The organism is Streptomyces sp. NPDC092045 (assembly GCF_044756005.1).
Taxonomy (GTDB): domain Bacteria; phylum Actinomycetota; class Actinomycetes; order Streptomycetales; family Streptomycetaceae; genus Streptomyces.
In genome coordinates, this window is sequence record NZ_JBIVSC010000001.1 from 1,171,198 (window position 1) to 1,189,604 (window position 18,407).

18 protein-coding genes are annotated in these 18,407 nt (G+C 74.7%); 12 read left to right on the plus strand and 6 right to left on the minus strand.

The genetic code is table 11. The features are described 5' to 3' along the window. The first annotated feature begins 2 nt into the window (after positions 1-2). Positions 3-1,202, plus strand: coding sequence for a glycine C-acetyltransferase (locus ACIQKA_RS05050; RefSeq protein WP_391093576.1), 1,200 nt, complete (start codon positions 3-5; stop codon positions 1,200-1,202). 46 nt (positions 1,203-1,248) lie between these two features. Continuing rightward, the gene (locus ACIQKA_RS05055; RefSeq protein WP_383429260.1) at positions 1,249-2,151 is read left to right on the plus strand and encodes a LysR family transcriptional regulator; all 903 of its coding nucleotides are present in this window, start codon (positions 1,249-1,251) and stop codon (positions 2,149-2,151) included. Between the two features lie 25 nt (positions 2,152-2,176). Here the strand turns inward: ACIQKA_RS05055 and ACIQKA_RS05060 are convergent, their stop codons facing one another. After that, positions 2,177-4,003: a serine hydrolase gene (locus tag ACIQKA_RS05060; RefSeq protein ID WP_402539995.1), complete on the minus strand. Its 1,827-nt coding sequence runs from the start codon at positions 4,001-4,003 to the stop codon at positions 2,177-2,179. Between the two features lie 136 nt (positions 4,004-4,139). Between ACIQKA_RS05060 and ACIQKA_RS05065 the strand changes: the two genes are divergently transcribed. The 3 genes from ACIQKA_RS05065 (at position 4,140) to ACIQKA_RS05075 (ending at position 7,398) form a co-directional block, all read left to right on the plus strand. Beyond that, positions 4,140-4,619, plus strand: coding sequence for a MarR family winged helix-turn-helix transcriptional regulator (locus ACIQKA_RS05065; protein ID WP_383429263.1), 480 nt, complete (start codon positions 4,140-4,142; stop codon positions 4,617-4,619). Between the two features lie 42 nt (positions 4,620-4,661). Further along, positions 4,662-5,759, plus strand: a complete 1,098-nt coding sequence (locus tag ACIQKA_RS05070; RefSeq protein WP_383152469.1) for a calcium:proton antiporter — start codon at positions 4,662-4,664, stop codon at positions 5,757-5,759. A 130-nt stretch (positions 5,760-5,889) separates the two neighbouring features. After that, complete coding sequence (locus ACIQKA_RS05075) at positions 5,890-7,398, plus strand: fatty acyl-CoA synthetase (RefSeq protein WP_383160178.1); 1,509 nt, start codon at positions 5,890-5,892, stop codon at positions 7,396-7,398. A 79-nt stretch (positions 7,399-7,477) separates the two neighbouring features. On the opposite strand, the gene ACIQKA_RS05080 is transcribed toward ACIQKA_RS05075, so the two are convergent. Then, positions 7,478-7,912 (minus strand): MarR family winged helix-turn-helix transcriptional regulator, encoded by a 435-nt coding sequence (locus ACIQKA_RS05080; RefSeq protein WP_386374368.1) that lies wholly within the window; start codon positions 7,910-7,912, stop codon positions 7,478-7,480. A 90-nt stretch (positions 7,913-8,002) separates the two neighbouring features. Here ACIQKA_RS05080 and ACIQKA_RS05085 point away from each other — a divergent pair, with 90 nt between their 5' ends. Next, complete coding sequence (locus ACIQKA_RS05085) at positions 8,003-8,848, plus strand: alpha/beta fold hydrolase (RefSeq protein WP_402539998.1); 846 nt, start codon at positions 8,003-8,005, stop codon at positions 8,846-8,848. 73 nt (positions 8,849-8,921) lie between these two features. Here the strand turns inward: ACIQKA_RS05085 and paaK are convergent, their stop codons facing one another. After that, a complete protein-coding gene (gene paaK / locus ACIQKA_RS05090; protein WP_402539999.1) occupies positions 8,922-10,214 on the minus strand; it encodes a phenylacetate--CoA ligase PaaK in 1,293 nt (430 codons plus the stop codon). Positions 10,215-10,657: 443 nt separating this feature from the next. Here paaK and ACIQKA_RS05095 point away from each other — a divergent pair, with 443 nt between their 5' ends. After that, on the plus strand, positions 10,658-11,479 hold the full coding sequence (locus ACIQKA_RS05095; RefSeq protein ID WP_402540000.1) for a GNAT family N-acetyltransferase: 822 nt from the start codon (positions 10,658-10,660) through the stop codon (positions 11,477-11,479). Between the two features lie 15 nt (positions 11,480-11,494). On the opposite strand, the gene ACIQKA_RS05100 is transcribed toward ACIQKA_RS05095, so the two are convergent. Further along, positions 11,495-12,310 (minus strand): pentapeptide repeat-containing protein, encoded by an 816-nt coding sequence (locus ACIQKA_RS05100; RefSeq protein ID WP_383160170.1) that lies wholly within the window; start codon positions 12,308-12,310, stop codon positions 11,495-11,497. Position 12,311: 1 nt separating this feature from the next. On the opposite strand from ACIQKA_RS05100, the gene ACIQKA_RS05105 reads away from it, so the two are divergent. Then, positions 12,312-13,298, plus strand: a complete 987-nt coding sequence (locus ACIQKA_RS05105) for an alpha/beta fold hydrolase (protein WP_402540001.1) — start codon at positions 12,312-12,314, stop codon at positions 13,296-13,298. Positions 13,299-13,332: 34 nt separating this feature from the next. Here the strand turns inward: ACIQKA_RS05105 and ACIQKA_RS05110 are convergent, their stop codons facing one another. Then, entirely contained in the window at positions 13,333-13,683 is a 351-nt protein-coding gene (locus ACIQKA_RS05110) for a winged helix-turn-helix transcriptional regulator (RefSeq protein WP_383160165.1), read from the minus strand. A 100-nt stretch (positions 13,684-13,783) separates the two neighbouring features. On the opposite strand from ACIQKA_RS05110, the gene ACIQKA_RS05115 reads away from it, so the two are divergent. The 4 genes from ACIQKA_RS05115 to ACIQKA_RS05130 all read left to right on the plus strand — a co-directional run bounded on the left by ACIQKA_RS05115 (position 13,784) and on the right by ACIQKA_RS05130 (position 16,062). Then, the gene (locus ACIQKA_RS05115; protein WP_383429273.1) at positions 13,784-14,449 is read left to right on the plus strand and encodes an NADPH-dependent F420 reductase; all 666 of its coding nucleotides are present in this window, start codon (positions 13,784-13,786) and stop codon (positions 14,447-14,449) included. Between the two features lie 24 nt (positions 14,450-14,473). Further along, positions 14,474-14,884 carry an ACT domain-containing protein gene (locus tag ACIQKA_RS05120; protein WP_402540002.1) on the plus strand — a complete coding sequence of 137 codons (411 nt, stop codon included), beginning with the start codon at positions 14,474-14,476 and terminating at the stop codon, positions 14,882-14,884. A gap of 294 nt (positions 14,885-15,178) precedes the next feature. Further along, the gene (locus tag ACIQKA_RS05125) at positions 15,179-15,679 is read left to right on the plus strand and encodes a hypothetical protein (protein WP_402540004.1); all 501 of its coding nucleotides are present in this window, start codon (positions 15,179-15,181) and stop codon (positions 15,677-15,679) included. Between the two features lie 17 nt (positions 15,680-15,696). Continuing rightward, positions 15,697-16,062, plus strand: a complete 366-nt coding sequence (locus ACIQKA_RS05130; protein ID WP_030208147.1) for an RNA-binding S4 domain-containing protein — start codon at positions 15,697-15,699, stop codon at positions 16,060-16,062. A 45-nt stretch (positions 16,063-16,107) separates the two neighbouring features. On the opposite strand, the gene ACIQKA_RS05135 is transcribed toward ACIQKA_RS05130, so the two are convergent. Continuing rightward, positions 16,108-18,303, minus strand: a complete 2,196-nt coding sequence (locus tag ACIQKA_RS05135) for a germacradienol/geosmin synthase (RefSeq protein WP_402540005.1) — start codon at positions 18,301-18,303, stop codon at positions 16,108-16,110. Positions 18,304-18,407: the final 104 nt, after the last annotated feature.

The following is an 18,407-nucleotide window of genomic DNA, read 5'->3' on the forward strand; positions in this document are numbered from 1 at the left end:
CCATGTTCGATTCCGTACGCGACGACATCCGAGCCACCCTCGCAGAGATCGAGCGGGCCGGACTCCACAAGCCCGAGCGCGTCATCGGCACCCCCCAGTCGGCCACTGTCGAGGTGACCTCCGGCGGGCGCCCCGGCGAGGTGCTCAACTTCTGCGCCAACAACTACCTGGGCCTCGCCGACCACCCCGAGGTGGTCGCCGCCGCCCACGGGGCGCTCGACCGCTGGGGCTACGGCATGGCGTCCGTCCGCTTCATCTGCGGCACGCAGGAGGTCCACAAGGAGCTGGAGGCGCGCCTCTCCTCCTTCCTCGGCCAGGAGGACACGATCCTCTACTCCTCCTGCTTCGACGCCAACGGCGGCGTCTTCGAGACGCTCCTCGGCGCCGAGGACGCCGTCATCTCCGACGCCCTCAACCACGCCTCGATCATCGACGGCATCCGCCTCTCCAAGGCCCGCCGCTTCCGCTACGCCAACCGCGACATGGCCGACCTGGAGCAGCAGCTCAAGGAGGCCGTCGAGGGCGGCGCCCGGCGCAGGCTGATCGTCACCGACGGCGTCTTCTCGATGGACGGCTACGTCGCCCCGCTGGACGAGATCTGCGACCTGGCCGAGCGCTACGACGCCATGGTCATGGTCGACGACTCGCACGCCGTCGGCTTCGTCGGCCCCGGCGGACGCGGCACCCCCGAGCTGCACGGCGTCATGGACCGCGTCGACATCGTCACCGGCACCCTCGGCAAGGCCCTCGGCGGCGCCTCCGGCGGCTACGTCGCCGCCCGCGCCGAGATCGTCGCCCTGCTGCGCCAGCGCTCCCGCCCGTACCTCTTCTCCAACACGCTCGCCCCGGTCATCGCCGCCGCCTCCCTCAAGGTCCTCGACCTCCTGGAGGCCGCCGGCGACCTGCGCGAGCGCCTCAGGGCCAACACGGCGCTCTTCCGCTCCCGCATGACCGAGGAGGGCTTCGACGTCCTCCCCGGCGACCACGCCATCGCCCCGGTCATGATCGGCGACGCCTCCGAGGCCGGACGCATGGCCGAGCTGCTCCTGGAGCGCGGCGTGTACGTGATCGGCTTCTCGTACCCGGTCGTGCCGCAGGGACAGGCCCGCATCCGCGTCCAGCTCTCGGCCGCCCACTCCACGGAGGACGTGAACCGGGCCGTGGACGCCTTCGTGGCGGCCCGCGCCGCCCTGGCCGGCTGACACCGGGACGGCCGGAGCAGGCCCTCCGGCCTGCGAGACTGGGGGCATGATCGAAGCGCGGCGGTTGCACATCCTCCGTGCGGTGGCCGACCACCGCACGGTCACGGCGGCGGCCGCCGCGCTCTACCTCACCCCCTCCGCCGTCTCCCAGCAGCTCGCCGCCCTGGAGCAGGAGACCGGCCACCGCCTGGTCGAGCGCAGCGCCCGGGGCGCGCGCCTCACCCCGGCCGGCGAGATCCTGCTGAGCCACGCCAACGCCGTCCTGGCCCAGCTGGAGCGCGCCGAGGCCGAACTCGCCGCCTACGGCTCCGGCGAGGCCGGCACCGTCACGGTCGCCGCCTTCGCCACCGGCATCGGCCTCGTCGTGGCCCCCGCCCTCACGGCGCTCGCCCGCACCGCGCCCGGCATCCGGGTCCGGGTGCGGGACGCCGAGGGCGACGAGAGCCTGCTCATGGTCCTGGACCGGCAGGTGGACGTGGCCGTCGCCGTCGAGTACCGGGGCGCCCCCGCCGAGGACGACGACCGCCTCACCCGCGTCCCGCTCTACGCGGAGGCCTTCGACGCGGTCCTGCCGCCCGGCCACCCCCTGGCGGCCGGCGGGCGGGTCGCGCTCTCCGCCCTCGCCAAGGACGACTGGATCGGGCAGTCCACCGGCAACCCCTGCCACGACGTCACCGTCCTGGCCTGCGAGTACGCCGGCTTCGCCCCCCGCTTCGCCCACGTCTCCGACGACTTCCGTGCCGTCGTCGCCCTCGCCTCCGCCGCCGCCGGCGTCGCCCTCGTGCCGCGCTCGGCGCTGCGCGGGATGGACCTGACGGGCGTCGAGGTCCGCCCGGTGGACGGGGTCGCCCCCACCCGCCGGGTCTTCGCGGCGGTACGGCGCGGAGCCGAGGAACACCCCCTGATCAGCCCGCTCCTGACGGAGCTGCGCACGGCGGCGGCCGGCTGAGGATCCCTCCGGCCGGGCCGGCCGGTCAGTCCCGGGACGCCGTCCAGCCCACCGCCTCGATCCGCGCGCCGTCCGCCGGCCGGGCCTCGTCGAAGAGCGGGCGCCCCGCGCGGTCGAGGACCCGCATCCCGTCCACGTACACCCCGCGTCCGACGTACCGCGCGTCCGTCGCGTACCGCCACCGCAGCCGTACGGGGGCGGACCCCCGAGCCGCCTCCGGCACCTCGGCCGCGAGCCGGTGCCAGACGCGCCCGGACCAGCCGCCCGCCGTCCCCGCCGGGTGCGGCGACGGCTCCCCGGCCGGGCGCGCGGTGACGAACGGCAACGGCTCCCAGGTCGTCCCGCCGTCGCGGGAGGCCTCCAGGAAGGCCGCGTCCGCGTCCGGTTCGGTGTCCCACCACAGCGCGCACTCCAGGCGCGCGGCGCCGGGGACCGGGGGCAGGGCGAGGGTGGCGGTGGTGCCGCTCTCCATGCCGGAGAACCAGGCCGTGCGCCCCCGGGCCGGCCGCACGGGCACGGCCCTGGCCAGCCGGTTCGCGGTGGCGACGCGCGGCGCGGAGCCGGAGCGCCAGGAGCGCACCGGGTGCACGGAGTTGCCGAGGACGATCAGGAAGGCGTCGGTCGTCGGGTCCAGGACGAGGCTGGTGCCGGTGAAACCGGTGTGTCCGGCGGTGCGGGGCGTGGCCATCGCACCCATGTACCAGTGCTGGTGGAGCTCGAAGCCGAGCCCGTGGGCGTCGCCGGGGAAGGCGGTGTTGAAGTCGGTGAACATCAGCTCCACCGACGCGGGGGAGAGGACGCGGGCCCGGCCGTACGCCCCGCCGTTGAGCAGGGCGCGGGCGAGGATCGCCAGGTCCCAGGCGCGCGAGAAGACCCCGGCGTGCCCGGCGACCCCGCCGAGCGCGTACGCGTTCTCGTCGTGGACCTCGCCCCGCACCATGCCCCGGTCCAGACCCGACCAGGGCGGCCGGGCGTCCTCGGTGGCGGCGATGTCCGGCCGCCAGGAGGGCGGCGGGTTGAAGCGCGTGCGGCGCATCCCGAGCGGAGCGGTGATCTCGTCGTGGAGCAGGACGTCCAGGGCGCGACCGGTGACCTCCTCCAGGACCAGCTGGAGCGAGATCAGGTTGAGATCGGAGTAGAGGTACGCGGACCCCGGCGGGTTCGCGAGCCGCTCCTCCCACAGCAGGCGCAGCTTCCCCTCCCGCGTCGGCTCCCGGTAGAGGGGGATCCAGGACCGGAAGCCGGAGGTGTGGGTGAGGAGCTGGCGCACCGTCACGTCCCGCTTCCCGCCGCCGCCGAACTCGGGCAGGTACGCCGTGACCCTCGCCTCCAGGTCGAGCGTCCCGCGCTCGATCTGCTGCACCGCCAGGATCGAGGTGAACAGCTTGGAGACCGAGGCCAGGTCGAAGACGGTGTCCTCGGTCATCGGCCGCTGCTGCTCCGGCGGCAGTTCGACGCCGGTGTCGGTCTTCTCGTCGTAGGCGGCGTACCGCACGGCCGAGCCGATCGCCCGGTGCAGGGCCACGGTTCCGCCGCGCCCGGCGAGCAGGACCGCGCCCGCGTACCAGGGGTGCGCGGGGGAGGGGGCGAGGAACGCCTCGGCCTCCGTCACCAGCCGGTCCAGGTGCGGCGCGAGGAGCCCGGCCCGCGCGGCCGAACCGCGCCGCAGCGTGGTCCGCCGCGCGACGGCCCCGGCCCCGGCCCCGGACCCGCTCCCGAGCCCGCTCCCGGCCCCCGCCGCGAGGCCGGCCCCCGGCACCGCACCGATCGCCACGGCTCCTCCGAGGGCCAGCAGCCCGCCGCCGAACGCGCGCCGGGTCGAACGTCCTTGTCTCGCCGCATCCTCCGTCATGCCCACTGTCTCCCACCGGGGGCAGCCGCCAAACGGCCCTGCTCGAACATCCCTTCCGGTAGGATCACCCGTAAAGATCCCTTTGCTTTGAAAGCAAAATGAAGAGTTTGAAACCGAAATGAAGGGGGAGAGCGCGATGGCGAACGCCCACGAGGAGGACGAGGACCCCGGACCGGAACTGGACGAGGCCGTACGCACGCTGCTGCTGCTGATGCCTCGGACGGTCGCACGGGTCAAGCGCGTCAGGATCCCCGAGGACCTGCGGTCGCTCACCCTCGCGCCCCGCCATCTCTCCCTCCTCGCCCACCTCCTCTTCGACGGACCGCTGAGCGTCAACGAGCTCGCCGCCCATCTGGAGGTGGCCCCCACCACCGTCAGCCTGATGGCGGGGGACCTGGCGAAGCAGGGCGTGCTCGAACGGGTCGAGGACCCCGCCGACCGCAGGCGCAAGATCGTCTCCATCTCCGAGCGGTACCGGGCCGCCATCGACGGCTGGCTCGGACGCAGCGCCGACGCCTGGCGTGCGGCCCTGGCCCCGCTCGACGCGCGGGAGCGGCGGATGTTCATCGAGACCCTCGCGGCGTACGAACGCGGCCTCACCGAACCCCTGGAATGACCGAAACCGGGCGAAAGCCCCCTTTGTGGCAGGATGCGGATCATGAGTTCGAGCACGGCGGCAATGACACGGCAGTGGACCACCTGGGGGCCAGTGGTGGCGGCGCTGGCCCTGGGCGCGGCCTGGGGGCGTGACCTCCCCGGCTTCGTCGTGGGGCTCATCACGCTCTGCCTCATCGCGGCCGTCCTCGCGGCGGTCCACCACGCCGAGGTGATCGCCCACCGCGTCGGCGAACCCTTCGGCTCGCTCGTCCTCGCCGTGGCCGTCACCATCATCGAAGTCGGACTCATCGTCACCCTGATGGTCGGAGGCGGCGAGGGCACTTCGACCTACGCCCGCGACACCGTCTTCGCCGCCGTCATGATCACCTGCAACGGCATCGTCGGCCTCTCCCTCCTCGTCGGCGCGCTCCGCAACCGCGTCGCGGTCTTCAACGCCGAGGGATCCGGCGGCGCGCTCGCCATCGTCTGCACCCTCGCCACGATGACGCTGGTCCTGCCGACCTTCACCACGAGCCACCCCGGCCCCGAGTTCTCCGGCATCCAGCTCGTCTTCGCCGCCGTCGCCTCCCTCTTCCTGTACGGCGTGTTCGTCGGCGTCCAGACGATCCGGCACCGCGACTACTTCCTCCCCGTGCCACGCCCCGGCCACGAGTCGGAGGACGAGCACGCCGCCCCGCCGAGCGACCGCGAGACCTGGACCAGCCTCGGCCTGCTCCTCCTCGCCCTCGTCGCCGTCGTCGGCAACGCCAAGCTGATCTCGCCCACCATCGAGGACGGCGTCGAGTCCGCCGGACTGCCCAAGGCGGTCGTCGGCGTCGTCATCGCCCTGATGGTGCTGCTCCCCGAGACCCTCGCCGCCGTCCGCGCGGCCCGCCGGGACCGGATGCAGACCAGCCTCAACCTCGCCTACGGCTCCGCGATCGCCAGCATCGGCCTGACCGTCCCGGCGATCGCGCTCGCCTCGATCTGGCTGTCCGGGCCCCTGGTCCTCGGCCTGGGCCCCCTCCACCTGGTCCTGCTCGCCCTCACCGGTGTGGTGAGCGCCCTGACCGTGGTGCCCGGACGGGCCACGCTCCTCCAGGGCGGCGTCCACCTCTCCATCTTCGCCGCCTTCGTGTTCATGTCGTTCAGCCCCTGACGGCCACCACCCGTGCGCCGGCGGGCGCGGGGCGCCCTCCCGCGGAACCAGGAGGCCCCCGCGCCCGTCGGCGCACGGCCGCGTCGCACCGCACTTGACCTCCCGTGCGGTGCGCGCCGAGGATCGCGCCATGAGCCGACTCCTCAGCCGCACCGTCGACGGCGTCCTGCGCGCGAGCGCCCGGCGCGTCCCCGAACGGACCGCCCTCCGGTACGCCGACCGGAGCTGGACCTACGCGGAGCTGGACGCGGCCGTCTCCACCGCCGCCGCCGTCCTGCGGGAGGCCCACCACGGCATCGGACTGCCGGAGTACGCCCGGGTCGCCGCCTACGGCCACAACTCCGACGCCTACCTGATCGCGTTCCTGGCGTGCGCCAGGGCCGGCCTGATCCACGTGCCGGTCAACCACCACCTGACCGGCGACGACCTCGCGTACGTCCTGGAGCAGTCGGACAGCTCGCTCGTCCTCGCCGACCCCGCCCTCGCGGACCGGATCCCGGACGGCTTCCCCGTCAAGCCGCTGCGGGACGCGCCCGGTTCCCTGCTCGACGCGCTCGCCGAACCGGAGGCGTACGAGACCGACCGCGACGCCCGCGACCTCGCCCAGCTGCTCTACACCTCGGGCACCACCGCCCAGCCCAAGGGCGCGATGATGACCCACCTCGCCCTGGCCCACGAGTACGCGAGCGCCGTCGAGGCCCTCGACCTGCGCGAGGACGACCGGCCGGTGCACGCGCTGCCGCTCTACCACTCGGCGCAGATGCACGTCTTCCTGCTGCCCTACCTCGCCGTCGGCGCCGAGAACACCCTCGTCGACGGACCCGACCCGGCCGTCCTGTTCGACCTGGTCGAGGCGGGCCGCGCCGACAGCCTGTTCGCCCCGCCGACGGTCTGGATCGGCCTCGCCGACCACCCGGAGTTCGCCGCCCGCGACCTCTCCGCGCTCCGCAAGGCCTACTACGGGGCCTCGATCATGCCCGTGCCCGTCCTGGAGCGCCTGCGCGCCCGGCTGCCGGAGCTGCGCTTCTACAACTGCTTCGGCCAGTCCGAGATCGGCCCGCTGGCCACGGTCCTCGGACCCGACGAGCACGAGGGCCGGATGGACTCCTGCGGCCGCCCGGTCCGCCACGTCGAGGCCCGGGTCGTCGACGAGAAGGGCGACGACGTCCCCGACGGCACCCCGGGCGAGATCGTCTACCGCTCGCCGCAGCTGTGCAAGGGGTACTGGAACAAGCCCGAGGAGACCCGGGCGGCCTTCAGGAACGGCTGGTTCCACTCGGGCGACCTCGCGGTCCGCGACGCCGACGGCTACTACACGATCGTCGACCGGGTGAAGGACGTCATCAACTCCGGCGGCGTCCTGGTCGCCTCACGCCAGGTCGAGGACGCCCTCTACACCCACCCCGGGGTCGCCGAGGCGGCCGTGATCGGCCTCCCCGACGAGCGCTGGATCGAGGCGGTCACGGCGGTGGTCGTCCCGCGCGGCGAGGTCACCGAGACCGAACTCCTCGCCCACGCCCGCGAGGAGCTCCCCCACTTCAAGGCCCCGAAGCGCGTCCACTTCCTGCCCGAACTGCCCCGCAACGCGAGCGGCAAGATCCTCAAGCGCGAACTCAGGGACCGGTTCGCGGAGGGCTAGGACGTGCCCGGCGGGCCAGGGCCGGCCCCGGCGACGATCCGCCCGACGCGTCCCAGGACCCGCCGGGCCCCGGGGCTCCTCAGCCGGGGCCGGTCCGCCCGGTGGAATCGAGGACCGATGCCAGGAACCGGCGCACGGTCTCCAGCTCGTCCGGCCCGAACCCCTCCGCGACCGTCACCACCCCGTCGACGACCGGCCCGAAGAAGGCCCACCCCAGCTCCACCGCCTTCTCCTCCACCCGGAGGAGGACGCGCCGCCGGTCCTCCGCGTCCCGCTCCCGCCGGACGAGCCCGAGCCGTTCCAGCCGGTCCACCAGCGCGGTGGTCCCGGCGGAGTTCAGCCGCAGCCGCTCACCGAGCCACCCGGGCGTGGCCCTGGTCCCGTCCCGTGCCGCGTCCAGCAGATGGATCAGCGCCCGCACATCGGTGGGGTGCAGCCCCTCGCGCGCGGCGAACTCGGCGCCGAGCAGGTCGAATTCGACGGTGACCGCCCGCAGCAGGTGCACCAGCCGCATCGCCGGACCTCGGTCGTCCACCCGTACTCCTCCGTACCTCGAACCCTTGCGTACCATCTCGTTGAACGAGATTATCGCTCAGCGAGAGGAATGGGCATGCCTCCGTCCGCCCACGAACGCGCCTTCGGTCTCGCCTACGACGAACTCCGCGCCCGCTGGCCCGCCTCCACCGAGGAGCGGGACGTCGACACCCCGTACGGACGCACCCGCGTGCACGTCCACGGTCCGGTGGACGGCCCTCCGCTGGTGCTGCTGCCCGGCGGCTCCGCCACCGGTCTCGTCTGGTTCGCCAACGCGCCGGCCCTCGGGGCGCGGTACCGGATCCACGCGGTCGACCTCCTCGGCGACGCCGGCCGGACCGAACGCCGGGGCGGGCCCCTGAGGAGCGCCGACGACCTGACGGCCTGGCTGGACGCGCTCCTGGACGGGCTCGCCCTCACCCGCACGCACCTGTGCGGCCACTCGTACGGCGCCTGGCTGGCCGTCCGGTACGCGCTGCACGCGCCGGAGCGGATCGACCGCCTCGCCCTCGTCGACCCCACCCGGGTCTTCGCCGGGTTCCGCCCCGGCTACCTGCTGCGCGCGCTGCCCCTCCTGATCCGCCCGACCGAGGCCCGCGCCCGCGCCTTCCTGGCCTGGGAGACGGCGGGCACCCACCCGGACGAGACCTGGCGGCGCCTCCACGCCCTCGCCGCCACCGCCCCCGGCCGCAAGCTCGTCGCCGGCGGCCGGCCCCGGGCCGCCGACCTGCGCGTGCCGCTGCTCGTCCTGCTCGCTGAGCGCAGCCGCACCCACCGCGCCGCCGAGGTCGCCGACCGGGTCCGGCGCGTGCTCCCGGAGGCCGAGGCGGTCCTGCTGCCCGGAGCCACCCACCATTCCCTGCCGCTCGTCGAACCGCACCGGCTCGACGAGCGGCTGCTCGGCTTCCTGGGCTGACCGGACCGGCCGGAGCGCGTTTCTCCGGCCCGCCGGGCAGGTCCCGTCCGGCCAGGTCCCCTCAGGACAGGACCTACGCGGAGTCCCGCAGGTCCACGATCCGCTGGATCTTGCCCACCGAGCGCTCCAGCGTCTCGGGGTCGACCACCTCGACCCCGACCGAGACGCCGATGCCGTCCTTGACCGCCGCCGCGATCGTCCGGGCCGCCTCCGCCCGCTCCCCGGCCGTCGCGTCCGGCCGGGCCTCGGCCCGTACGGTCAGGGCGTCGAGCCGCCCCTCCCGGGTCAGGCGCAGCTGGAAGTGCGGGGCCACGGCCGGGGTGCGCAGGACGATCTCCTCGATCTGGGTGGGGAAGAGGTTCACCCCGCGCAGGACGATCATGTCGTCGCTGCGCCCGGTGACCTTCTCCATCCGCCGGAAGACCCGCGCCGTCCCCGGCAGCAGCCGGGTCAGGTCCCTGGTCCGGTAGCGGACCACCGGCATGGCCTCCTTGGTGAGCGAGGTGAAGACCAGTTCCCCCTCCTCCCCGTCCGGCAGCACCTCGCCCGTGAACGGGTCCACGACCTCCGGATAGAAATGATCTTCCCAGACGTGCAGGCCGTCCTTGGTCTCCACGCACTCCTGCGCCACGCCCGGCCCCATGACCTCCGACAGGCCGTATATGTCGACCGCGTCGATCGCGAACCGCTCCTCGATCTCCTTGCGCATCTCCTCCGTCCACGGCTCGGCCCCGAAGACGCCCACCTCCAGGGAGGTCGACCGGGGATCCACGCCCTGGCGTTCGAACTCGTCGAGGAGGGTGAGCATGTACGAGGGGGTGACCATGATGACCTCGGGCCGGAAGTCCTGGATCAGCCGCACCTGCCGGGCCGTCATGCCGCCCGAGGCGGGGATCACCGTGCAGCCCAGGCGCTCCGCCCCGTAGTGGGCGCCGAGCCCGCCGGTGAACAGGCCGTAGCCGTACGCCACGTGGACCTTGTGCCCGGGGCGCACGCCGGCGGCGCGCAGGGAGCGGGCCACCACGTCCGCCCAGACGTCCAGGTCGCCCTCGGTGTAGCCGACGACGGTGGGCCGGCCGGTGGTGCCGCTGGAGGCGTGGATCCGCCGGATCCGCGACGGGTCGACGGCGAACATCCCGAAGGGGTAGTGGTCGCGCAGGTCCGACTTGGTGGTGAAGGGGAACCGGGCCAGGTCCGCGAGCGTGCGGCAGTCGTCCGGGGAGACCCCGGCCGCGTCGAAGGAGCGCCGGTGGAAGTCCACGTTCTCGTACGCGTGCCGCAGGGTCGCGCGCAGCCGCTCCAGCTGGAGCGCCGCCAGCTCCTCCCGCCCGAGCCGCTCGCCGCCGTCCAGCAGTTCTTCCGTCATGCGCCGCTCCTCCACACTCTTCACCGCGCTCCTCGCCGTGCCCTCGAAGCAACCTACCGATCATTCGGTAGAGCCTCTCGGGTCAGTAAAACCGGAGGTACGGGGGGCTTGGCAAGGGGTCGGACGCGGGGGGAGCGGAGACGGGGCGCCCGATCGCCCGCACGGACCACGCCCCCGCCGCGCGGTCGAGAGCCCTTCGTGCGCTCTCGGGGCGGTCCGGTGCCCGTGGCCGGGCGGGGCGGGGCGGGAGGAGGGGAGCGCCCCCGACCGCAGAAAGACAGGCCCCGTGCTCGACGCCCCCGCCGAGCGGCTCCGCCGACAGCGCGGCACCTTCGTCCGGGACCCCGAAACCCTCCCGGTGGGATGGTGGCCCGCCGGCCGCGCCCGCGTCCGCCCGCCGAAATCCGTTGCCGGGCCCGCGCCCGGCTGCTGGAGTGGCCGCCATGGAACCCCAGCGCCCCGGCACTCCGCCCACCCCGTGCGACCCCCGCGAACTGCTCGACCTGTACGACCGTCAACTGCGCCGCGACGCCCGCCCCGACGGCCCCGGCAGCCGGGTCGAACGCGTCGGACCGGTGGTCCGCCGGACCGGCCCCGCCCACGCGTGGAACGGCGTCCTCTGGTCCGGGCTCGACACCGACGACACGGCGCGCGCCGACGCCGCCGTCGCCGCGCAGATCGCCCACTACCGGACCGCCGGCCTGCCCTTCGAGTGGAAGCTGTACGGGCACGACGCCCCCGCCGACCTCGGCGACCGGCTCCGCGCGGCGGGCCTCACCGCCGGGGAGCCCGAGACCCTGATGGCCGCCGAGGCCGCCGCCCTGCCCCGGGACGTCCCGCTGCCCGAGGGCGTCGAACTCCGCGCCGTCACCGACGGGGCGGGCGTGCGCCAGGTCGTCGAGGTCCACGCGCGCGCCTTCGGCACCGACAGCGACCACCTCGGGCGCCTGCTCCTGGACCACCTCGCGACCGGCCCCGGTACCGTCGTCGCCGTCGTGGCCCTCGCCGACGGCGAACCCGTCGGCGCGGCCCGCCTCGAACTCCACCCCGGCACCGACTTCGCCGGCCTCTGGGGCGGCGGCACCGTCGAGGGCTGGCGGGGGCGCGGCCTCTACCGCGCCCTCGTCTCCCACCGCGCCCGGATCGCCGCCGACCGGGGCCACCGCTACGTGCAGGTCGACGCGGCCCCCACGAGCCGCCCGATCCTCCGCCGCCTCGGCTTCCTGGAACTGACGACCACGACCCCGTACACGTACGGGGTCTGATCGGGCCGCCGCTCCTCAGGCCGTCCAGTGCGCGGGGCGCTCGAAGCCCTCCGGGAGGCGGGTGGCGGCGTCCCCGCGCGCCGAGTTCAGCTGGGGCTGCGTGAGGAAGAGGGCGTCCGTCAGGTCCGCGCCCGACAGGTCGGCGTCCCGCAGGTCGGCGCCGATCAGATCGGCGAGCGACAGGTCCGCCCCCGACAGGTCGGCGGCGACGAGCAGCGCCCCGCGCAGGTCCGCGCCCCGCAGCCGCGCCCCGCGCAGCCGCCTGCCGATCAGGTCCGCCCCGCGCCGGCTCTTCGGCCGGCCGCCGGCCGTGGCGCGGACCAGCTCGCTCGTCCGGAGCAGCAGCGGGTTCACCTCGCCCCGCACGGCGTTCACGTCCAGCCTCCCCAGCGCGTCCGGCGTTCCCGCCGCGAGCGCCTCGACCCGGACGAGCGCCGCCCGCACCTCGGCGTGCACGGGCCGGGCGGCGCGCAGCGCCAGCGCCTCGGTGAGGTACCGCAGCAGCTCGTGGAGGCCGCGCACCACCGGGAACACCTCGTACATCGACCGGGCCGTCTCCGGCGCCTCGCGCCACGACACCCCGCCGAAGGTCACCTGCGACACCCGCTGGCCCGCGCCGAAGCAGTCGTACACCGTGCAGCCCTGGAAACCGCTCGGCCGCAGCCGCGTGTGGATGCCGCAGCGGAAGTCCTCCCGCAGGTTCCGGCAGGGCTCGCCGGAGGACTTGTCCACGGCGAAGTCCGCCGATCTGGCGAAGGGCAGCGCCACGCAGCACAGGCCGAAGCAGTTCGCGCAGTCGCCGCGCAGCGCGGATTCCCGGGTGTCGGGCACGGTGAAACGGTTCCTTAGGGAGGAGGGAGGACGCCGGGGACGGCCCGTCCACCGTATCGCGCCCGGCCCCGCGACCTCGGCGGAATCCTTCGCCGAGATCATCGGGGCCGGTGAGGATCGGCACACGCCGACCTTCACGACGTACGACGGAACCGAACTCGCCCACCGCCTCCGGGGGAAGGGCGAGCCGCTGGTGTGCCTGGCGGGCGGCCCGATGCGGGACGCCGCCTACCTCGGGGACCTCGGCGGGCTCGCCGTCCACCGGACGCTCGTGCTCCTCGACGCCCGCGGCACCGGAGCGAGCGCCGAGCCCGCCGACCCCGGCACCTACCGCTGCGACCGGCAGCTCGGCGACGTCGAGGCGCTCCGCGCCCACCTCGGCCCGGACCGGATCGACCTCCTCGGCCACTCGGCGGGCGGCGACCTCGCGACCCTCTACGCCGCCGCCCGCCCCGAGCGGATCCGCTCCCTCGTCCCGGTCGCCTCCGCCGCCCGCGCGCTCGGCGTCACCACCACCGGCGAGGAGTGGGACGCGGCCGCCGAGGTCTTCGCCGACCGGCCCCGGTACCCGGAGGCCAGGGCCGCGCTCGACGCGACCGGCCCCGACACCCCGCTGTCCCGGATGTACGGGATCACCGCGCCCTTCTCCTACGGCCGCTGGGACGACGCCGCCCGGGAACGCGCGGCCGCCACCGACCGGCAGACCCGCTGGGAGGCCGCCGGCGCCTACCACGGCGAGGGCGCCTACCACCCGGTGGCGACCCGCCGCGCCCTCGCCGCCCTCACCGCGCCGGTCCTGGTCCTGGCGGGCGAGCACGACCCCGGGCCGACCCCCGCCCGCGCCGCCGAGGCGGCCGCCCTCTTCCCGTCCGCCGAACTCGCCGTCCAGCCGGGCGCCGGCCACTACCCCTGGGCGGACGACCCGGGCGCCTTCGTCCGCACGGCCGCCGCCTTCCTCGCCCGGTCCGGCGGCCGGCCGAACCCCTGACGGGGACGAAGGGGCCGGACGGCAGGACCGCCCCTCACCCGCCGTGCCGCTCCTGCGCGGCCATCACCTCGTCGCCGTGCTCGAAGGCCCACTCCCCGAACGCGCCGATCGGACCGAGCAGGCTCCGCCCCAGCGGGGTGAGCGCGTACACGGCCCGGGTCTCCGTCCCGGTGCGGACGCGCCGCTCCACCAGGCCGTTGAACTCCAGCCGCCGCAGCGTCTCGGTGAGGACCTTGGAGCTGATGCCGCCGATGCGCCCGCGCAGCTCGACGTGGCGGCTCGGGCCGTCGCGCAGGGCCCAGAGGACCACCGAGTTCCAGGTGTTGGCGAGCAGGTCGAAGGCCAGACGGGCACGGCAGTCGGCGAGGTATCCGTCGGAAGTCACGTACCGGATGGTGCCCGAACCGCTCCCTAGTGTCATTCCCGAGGTGCCGGACGCCGGCGCCCGAGGCCCGGGAGACCGGCAGACCCCGAGGACGGGAACGATGAGGATCGGCGTACTGGGAACGGGCGGCATGGCGGACGCCCTCGCCACCCACTGGGTGCGGGCCGGCCACGAGGTGTTCGTCGGCGGCCGGGACGGGCGGCGGGCGGAGCGGCTCGCCGCCCGGCTGGGCGGCGGGACGCGGCACGGCGGCCCGGAGGAGGCGGCCGGGTTCGGGGCCGTCGTCCTCGCCGCGCTGCCGTACGGCGCCGGGGCGGAGGTCGTCGCGGGCCTGCGGGTCCCCCTGGCCGGGCGGGTCCTGCTGGACTGCTCCAACCCGGTGGGCCCCGGCTTCCGGCTCCTCACGGACGGCGGCCCCTCCGCCGCCCGCCGGCTGGCCGACGCGGCGCCCGGGGCGCGGGTCGTCAAGGCCTTCAACCTCTGCCACGAGGACGTGTGGCGGATGACGCCGCCCGTCTTCGACGGACGTCCCCTCGCCGTCCCGGTCTGCGGGGACGACGGGGAAGCGCTCGCGCTGGCCGGGGAGCTGGTGCGGGACACGGGCTGCACCCCGCTGGCCGGGGGCGGCCTCGACCGCGCGGGACTGCTGGAAGCGACCGCCGCGCTCCTCATCGGCCTGTGGGTCGGGGAGGGCGCGGACGCCCAGGCGATCGCCCCGCCCCTGGCGTTCGCGGCGGGCCCGGCGGGCGTCCCGCCGCGCCCGTGACCGCGTCCGCCTACCCTGGCGCGCATGAACGCGGAACGTGATCTGTCCCGGCTCCTCGCCGGCCTGCGACCGGAACTCGACCCCGGCCGGTACGTCTTCACCACGGTGGACGGCCCCGCCCCGGCCGGGCTCGCCCCGGTGGTCACCGTCGCCGAGCCCGAGGGGCTCACCCTCGTCGTACGGCAGGAGGAGGCGGACGCCGCCTCCCTCGCGTACGCCTACGTGGCGGGCCGGATCACGCTGCGGGTGCACTCCGCGCTCGACGCCGTCGGGCTCACGGCCGCCGTCGCGCGCGAACTCGCCGACGCCGGCCTGAGCTGCAACGTGGTGGCCGGGTTCCACCACGACCACCTCTTCGTCGAACACGCCCGCGCCGAGGAGGCCTTGGACGTCCTGAACCGGCTCGCGGAGCGCTCCGGCGGCCGGACGGGGTGACGCGTGCGGGCGGCCGGGGCCGACGTGCGCGGGGCGGCCGGCGGCCTCGCGCGCACCGGCCCCGGCCGCCCGCACGGCGTACCCGCGGCGATCGCCCGGGCGCCCCGGGCGACCGCCGCGGGCCGGGCGCTCCCCGGCGCGGGGCTCCGGCGAGCCCGCCGGACGCCGGTCCGGGACCCGCCGGGGGCCCTCCGCGGCACGGAACGCGAGCCGCGGCGCCCCCGCGCGGGCGGACCGCCGGTACGGAGCCGCCCGGCGCGTCGCGTCCCGCCCCGGGGCACGTACCATGGCCGTATGTCCTTCCTCCGCCGCCGCAGCGCCGCCACACCCGCGGGTCCGGACTTCGACGTCCTGGCCATGGACCCGGGGGACTGGCCCGGCAATCTCGGCGCCGGCCTGCTGCCCGCGCCCGACGGCTCCTGCCAGGGCGTGTTCCTCCGGTACGACCTGTTCGGCGGCCGCGGCCCCGCGATGATCATCGGCAACCTGCCGGCGGGCTCCCCGGCCCGCGAGCTCGGGGACGGCCAGATCCCCTTCGAGGTGGCGCAGCTCCTCGCCGCCCTGGAGAACGACGAGCCGGTCGAGGTGCTCGACATCGAGGACGTCCCCGTGATGCAGGGCGACAACCTCCTCATCGTCCGCCGCCTCAAGCTCTCCGAGAGCCGCATCTCCTGCGTCCAGTTCGACCGCAGCGACAACGTCCTCGTGACGATCGCCAGTTGGGACCGGCCGATCAGCGACGACCTGTACGCGCTGCTCAAGCCGCTGCCCGCCGAGCTGTTCCAGCAGGGCTGACGGGAGAGCGGGGCGGCGTGAGCGCGCGTGTCGACAGCTGGATCTGGGCGGTCCGCCTGACCAAGACCCGCTCCCAGGCGGCGGCGGCCTGCCGGGCCGGGCACGTCAAGGTCAACGGCGAGCGGGTCAAGCCCGCCCAGCCGGTGAAGCCCGGCGACGAGGTCCGGGTCTTCCACGGCGGCCGGGAGCGGATCGTCGAGGTCAAGGTGCTGCACACCAAGCGGATCGGCCCGCCGGTGGCCGCCGAGGCGTACGTGGACAACAGCCCGCCCCCGCCGCCCCGCGAGCACGTCGCGGTCGCCGCCGTCCGCGACCGGGGCGCCGGCCGCCCCACCAAGCGCGAGCGCCGGGAGATCGACGAACTGCGCGGCCGTCGCCCCTGAGCGGACACGAGGCCCCCGGGAACCTCCCGGGGGCCTTCGCGCGCCTCAGCGGGGCGCGGCCCCGAGCAGCTCCGTCACCCGTGCCGCCGAGGTGCCGAGCCCCTTCGGACCGTGCCGCAGCAGCGGGGTCCCGGCGCCCGAGCGCACGTCCTCGGCCCGGTAACGCCGGACGTTCCGGTGCCAGTTGAGGATTCCGGCGAGCCAGTCCTCCAGCTCCCGCAGATACGCCCCGAAGGCCGCCCTGCCCTCCTCGTCGAGCCCGAAGTCCTCGTAGAGCAGCGGGACTTCGTGCCTCTTCAGGTGCTCGTACTGGCGCAGCCTGCCCCGCATCAGGTCGTCGACCATGGCGACCGCCGTCGGGTAGTCGCAGTCGAAGAACTTCTGGAGCACGAGGACGCCGTTGTGCACCTCGCCCTCGACCTCGACCTCCTTCTGGTACGAGAAGAGGTCGTTGAGGAGCGTCGCGTAGTCCATGACCGACCGCTCCAGGGCGCGCACCGTGCCCGTGCGGTGGAGCGCGGCCGGCAGCGCGTCGGCGTGCCGCAGCCGGCACAGCAGGGTGGTCAGCTCCGAGCCGAAGGTGGAGCGGCGCATCTCGACGTAGTCGACCGGGTCGGGCACCCGGTGCTGCGCCTGGTTGTGCAGCTCCCACAGCCAGCCGTCCAGCATGGCGTCGAGCGCGTGCCGCAGCTGCCCGCGCGCCTCCGGCGACATCGGGCCCGCCGTCCGCGCCCACAGGTCGGCGAGCGACCGTTCCATCGGGTTCACGGCGGACGCCGCCCCCAGGGCCGGCTCCTCCAGCGGCATGCAGGCCTTGAACCGCTCGGTCTGCTCCTTCGCGCCGGCGAGGTCGCGCGGCCGGCCGAAGACCAGCGGGTAGTGGTCGTCCCCGTACGTCCCCCAGACGAGCCACTCGGAGCTCAGCTCCAGTTCCTCCGGGGTGGCGTCCGGGTCGAGCCCCGCCGCGCACAGCGCCAGGTCGAAGCCGTCCAGCATCGGACGGTCCCAGATGCCCTCCAGGAGCCCCATCCGGTCGGCCCAGTCCCCGGAGCGCCGCTTCGCCTCCGCGTGGTGCGGGCTGAGCGCCAGCGGGTACGGCAGGTCGAACTCCGGAAGGAGCGACGGCCCCACGTACTGGTGGGGCACGTGGGTGAGGGCCCGCAGCCGCGAGGCCGCGGGCCGACCGAAGAGGTTCCGGACGTCCAGGGCCGAGGTGCCGACGATCCCGTCCAGGTGCGAGGGGCCGCCGACCATGCCCTCGTTCATGTACCGGCTGGAGCGCATGTGCCACTCGTGTCCGCCGGACTGCCAGTCCTGGAGCCCCTTCGCGTACGCCGCGACGGCCGCGCACTCCTCCGGCGTGAGCCCCTTCTCGACGGCGAGCGGCGGCACCTCGGTGAGGGCCGTGTTCTCGAACTGGTGGAGCCGCGAGGTCAGCAGGTCGTTGACGGCGTTCGCCGCCTCCTGCGTCGTGCAGCCGAGGAACCGCTCCAGGACGAGCACGCCGTTGCTGTTCTCGCCCTCCTCCTCCACCTCGCGCTGGTACGAGAAGAGGTCGTTGCGCAGGTGCACCGCGTCCGAGAAGGTGTCCCGCAGCACGCACAGCGGCCGCGAGCGCGCCACCCGGTCGGGGACCTCCGCCCCCGCCGCGTACTCGACGAGCCCCGCCGACCAGGGCGCCCCGCCCACCTTGCGGCGCATCTCGATGTACTCGACGGGGTTGGCGACGCGCCCCTCGTTGATGTTGTCGAGCTCCCAGAGCGACTCGTACAGCAGGTGCTCCGTGGCCTCCGAGAAACGCTTCCGCCAGCCCTCGGACATCGCGGGCACGGTCCGCCGCCAGAGGTCCGCGAGGCCCGCCTCGACCGGGTTGGTCGGTTCGGGCAGGTCCGCCGGGTCCGCGGGCATGAACATCGGCAGCCGGTCCAGATAGGCCTTGCTCCCGGCCCGGTCCTGGGTGCGCTTGAAGACCTCCAGGAAGTGGTCGTCGAAGAAGAAGACCCAGGTGTACCAGTCGGTGACGAGGTTCAGGGCGTCCTCGCCGCAGTCCGGGTGGGTGTAGGCGCAGAGCAGCGCGTAGTCGTGGGAGTCGAGGTCGTGCTCCTCCCACACCCCCGAGCCCTCCAGCATCCCCCTCTCGCGCGCCCAGGCACGCGTGTGCGTGCGGGCGGCCTCCACGTGGGGGTTGAGGCGCGCCGGATACGGGACGTAGAAATCCGGCATGACGAAGGGCTGCGGCATGTGCTGGGGGGCCTTCCGGTGTGCGAGGGCGGTCCGACCGGCCCAGCCTTACCCCTCGCCCGTACGGCGCACACGATCTCCCGAATAGTCGTATGAACGCCGAC

Excerpts from the sequence above, each read along its gene's own strand:
- ACIQKA_RS05050 (WP_391093576.1), top strand. The coding sequence starts at position 3 with ATGTTCGATTCCGTACGCGACGACATCCGAGCCACCCTCGCAGAGATC.
- ACIQKA_RS05055 (WP_383429260.1), top strand. The coding sequence starts at position 1,249 with ATGATCGAAGCGCGGCGGTTGCACATCCTCCGTGCGGTGGCCGACCAC.
- ACIQKA_RS05060 (WP_402539995.1), bottom strand. The coding sequence starts at position 4,003 with ATGACGGAGGATGCGGCGAGACAAGGACGTTCGACCCGGCGCGCGTTC.
- ACIQKA_RS05065 (WP_383429263.1), top strand. The coding sequence starts at position 4,140 with ATGGCGAACGCCCACGAGGAGGACGAGGACCCCGGACCGGAACTGGAC.
- ACIQKA_RS05070 (WP_383152469.1), top strand. The coding sequence starts at position 4,662 with ATGAGTTCGAGCACGGCGGCAATGACACGGCAGTGGACCACCTGGGGG.
- ACIQKA_RS05075 (WP_383160178.1), top strand. The coding sequence starts at position 5,890 with ATGAGCCGACTCCTCAGCCGCACCGTCGACGGCGTCCTGCGCGCGAGC.
- ACIQKA_RS05080 (WP_386374368.1), bottom strand. The coding sequence starts at position 7,912 with ATGCGGCTGGTGCACCTGCTGCGGGCGGTCACCGTCGAATTCGACCTG.
- ACIQKA_RS05085 (WP_402539998.1), top strand. The coding sequence starts at position 8,003 with ATGGGCATGCCTCCGTCCGCCCACGAACGCGCCTTCGGTCTCGCCTAC.
- paaK (WP_402539999.1), bottom strand. The coding sequence starts at position 10,214 with ATGACGGAAGAACTGCTGGACGGCGGCGAGCGGCTCGGGCGGGAGGAG.
- ACIQKA_RS05095 (WP_402540000.1), top strand. The coding sequence starts at position 10,658 with ATGGAACCCCAGCGCCCCGGCACTCCGCCCACCCCGTGCGACCCCCGC.
- ACIQKA_RS05115 (WP_383429273.1), top strand. The coding sequence starts at position 13,784 with ATGAGGATCGGCGTACTGGGAACGGGCGGCATGGCGGACGCCCTCGCC.
- ACIQKA_RS05120 (WP_402540002.1), top strand. The coding sequence starts at position 14,474 with ATGAACGCGGAACGTGATCTGTCCCGGCTCCTCGCCGGCCTGCGACCG.
- ACIQKA_RS05125 (WP_402540004.1), top strand. The coding sequence starts at position 15,179 with ATGTCCTTCCTCCGCCGCCGCAGCGCCGCCACACCCGCGGGTCCGGAC.
- ACIQKA_RS05135 (WP_402540005.1), bottom strand. The coding sequence starts at position 18,303 with ATGCCGCAGCCCTTCGTCATGCCGGATTTCTACGTCCCGTATCCGGCG.